The 2,648-nt window shown below is 68.6% G+C and carries 3 protein-coding genes; 1 reads left to right on the plus strand and 2 read right to left on the minus strand.

Features of this window, described 5'->3' with window-relative positions; translation table 11 throughout:
* Positions 1-110: 110 nt before the first annotated feature.
* Complete coding sequence (locus KV557_RS41575) at positions 111-311, minus strand: winged helix-turn-helix transcriptional regulator (protein ID WP_256178744.1); 201 nt, start codon at positions 309-311, stop codon at positions 111-113.
* 90 nt (positions 312-401) lie between these two features.
* Between KV557_RS41575 and KV557_RS41580 the strand changes: the two genes are divergently transcribed.
* The gene (locus KV557_RS41580; RefSeq protein ID WP_308130323.1) at positions 402-1,151 is read left to right on the plus strand and encodes an SDR family oxidoreductase; all 750 of its coding nucleotides are present in this window, start codon (positions 402-404) and stop codon (positions 1,149-1,151) included.
* 48 nt (positions 1,152-1,199) lie between these two features.
* Here the strand turns inward: KV557_RS41580 and KV557_RS41585 are convergent, their stop codons facing one another.
* Positions 1,200-2,507, minus strand: coding sequence for a hypothetical protein (locus KV557_RS41585; RefSeq protein WP_218207318.1), 1,308 nt, complete (start codon positions 2,505-2,507; stop codon positions 1,200-1,202).
* Between the last annotated feature and the right edge of the window lie 141 nt (positions 2,508-2,648).

Below are 2,648 nucleotides of genomic sequence, written 5' to 3' on the forward strand. Positions count from 1 at the left end.
TCGCGTCCCGCTTGAACTCGGCCGTGTACCGCTTGCTCATGTTGCTCTTACCGCTCACTATCAGGACTGCTTCCTCCGGGACTCAACGTCCCAGTATCAGGCTGTCCAGTTCAGTGGGGGAACTTCATGATGCCACCCACTCGTGCGTGCAGCCGCGCGAAGCGGTGCGGGCCGGCGATGAGGGCCGAGATGATCAGTGTCGCCCAGCGGCTTGTCGTCTGATCCATGATCGGCCTGAGTACGCACTTGTTGTCGAAGGTGTCATGGGCCAGGAGCCTGGTGGCTGTCGCGACCTGCTCTGTCTCCATCATGACAGCAGCTTACAAATAAGTACGTACTTCCCAGCAGTAACTGGCTTTCCTACGGTGACTTCCGCAAGCACTCATGTTCAAGGAGCCACTGTGAGCAGCAACAACGCACGTACGGCGATCGTCACGGGCGCGTCAAAGGGCCTGGGCGCGGGGATCGCCAAGGCCTTGGCCGAGACCGGCGCGGCCGTCGTGGTGAACTACCGGGGGGACGCGGAGGGCGCCGAGCGGGTCGTCGGGGGCATCACCGCCAAGGGCGGCCGGGCGATCGCGGTCCAGGCGGACGTTGCCAACGGCGACGACGTGCGCCGTCTCTTCGACCGGGCGCGCGAGGCGTACGGCCCGGTCGACGTGGTCGTGAACAACGCGGCCGTCGCCACGTTCGCGCCGCTGTCGGGCATTACCGAGGACGAGTTCCAGCGCGAGATGACCACGAACCTCCTGGGCACGATCCTGACCACGCAGGCCTTGGCCGCGCAGGACGACATCGACGCCGCGTCGATCATCAACGTCTCGACGGCCGGCACGGTCAGCCATCCTCCCTACGCCTCGCTCTACGTCGCGTCCAAGAGCGCTGTCAACGCCTTCACCATCGTCGCGGCCAAGGAACTGGGCCCGCGCGGCATCCGCGTCAACGCGATCATGCCCGGGCCGTCGGACACCGAGGGCACCAGGGCCATGGGATACGCCGGGTCGGCTCAGGAGGCACAGGCGATCGCCGCCACCCCCCTGGGCCGTACGGGCACCCCCGACGACTACGGCCCGCTAGTGGCCTTCCTGGCTTCCGACGACGCGCGCTGGATCACCGGGGCTGTCATCCTCGCTTCCGGCGGCATGCGCTGACGCCCCCATTCTTTCCTCCTACAGAAAAGAGAAGGCGCTCCTCGTGTTTTAGGACACGGGGCCGGTCTCGGCGGCCTGGGACAGTAGCGCCTGGGCGGAGTCCGTGTAGCGGATGGCGGTCTTCTCGGCCAGGCCGAAGACCTCGGCGAGGTGGAGCGGGTCGGGGCCGTGGACGAGGCCTTCTTCGAGCTGGCGGTCGACGCGGAGCCGTTCCAGTGTGGCGGTCTGGCCGCGAAGCGCGGTGGAGACGGAGACGCCGCTGATGGGGCCGGTCTCCAGCGCGGTCTGCTTGTTAATCAGCAAGTGCGGGTTGGCAGTGTCGGGCCAGCGTCGTCGTCGGTGCTCCAGCCAGGCGAGGGCGACCTGCAGGGTGAGCTCGTCCAGGGGCCGGACGCGGCCATCAACCACGAGTCGACGATCGCCGATGTCGAGGTCGTCGAGTTGGAGGCGGCGGATCGCGCCGGGCCGGGCGGCGTGGACGGCCGCGAGGGCGAGGATCAGCCGGTCCGCCGGACGGGTCACCGCGGCGACGGAGGACCGGACGTCCTCAGCTTCCAGAGGCTGGATGACGCCGCTCTCCTGCTGGCCGACCCGGATGCGGCTGGTCGGGTTCTTGAAGATCGTGCCGTTCTTCTTGGCCCGGGTGAACAGCGACCGCAGGGCGACCAGGGTGTGCTTGCGCTGCGAGCCGTGGACGGTGGCCAGGTGGGCGAGGACGTCGTCGCGGGTGACCTCGCGCAGGTGGTCGTAGCGGTTCGACCACTCCAGCAGCACCGGCCGCAGTCGGTTGAGATAGCCCCAGACGGTTGCCACGTCCCGGGGCTGGGACCGGGGGCCGCCGTCGCGCAGGAGCCGGGCCCAGTCCTGGACGTCCCGCCGGATGCCGACCGCGAGGCCGTCGAGCTTGGACTCCAACCAGCGATCGAAGCAGGAGTGCCGGTCGTCGAGGAAGACACCGATGTGGTCGAGCACTTCCACGGTGCATTCGACGCTGAGTCCCCGGGACCGCAGGGCCGGGAACACCTCGGAATGCCGGACGACTTCGCCGCCGGTGTGGCCGGACAGCACGATGACCAGGGCCCGGTCGACATCCAGGCGGACGCGTCGGGGCCAGCCGTGGGCCTCTGCGAGGCGGTGGGCGGCATGCCGGGCCCAGGCCAGCCAGGGGTTGTCGAGCCGTACGTGCTCCCGACGGTCGAACCGGGTGAAGTCGCGGCGGACCTCGAACAGAGCCGGTTGGACCCAGCCGAAGGCCGGCGGAAGCGCCGGGGCAGGGTCGGGAAGCCGGGGCCTTCCCCGGCGCTTGCCGCGCGGAGGGCCCGTGCACCGCGTCCGGTGGAGGTTGGTCAGGAACAACTGATGATGCCGAACCTGGTCATGTCCCGTGAAGTGGTGTAGTGGTCGTTTGCCAACGGTCATGCGGTGGGTGGTAGTTGGTCGCGAGCCTGCTCGCCAGGGTAGAGCTGGTCCATGCTGCCCTCAGGCAGATAGCGGCGG

The sequence above is a fragment of the Kitasatospora aureofaciens genome, from assembly GCF_019192735.1.
Classification (GTDB): Bacteria; Actinomycetota; Actinomycetes; order Streptomycetales; family Streptomycetaceae; genus Kitasatospora; species Kitasatospora aureofaciens_A.

What these genes read in the sequence shown, in the direction of transcription:
- KV557_RS41575 (WP_256178744.1), bottom strand. Translation starts at nt 311, where the DNA reads ATGATGGAGACAGAGCAGGTCGCGACAGCCACCAGGCTCCTGGCCCAT.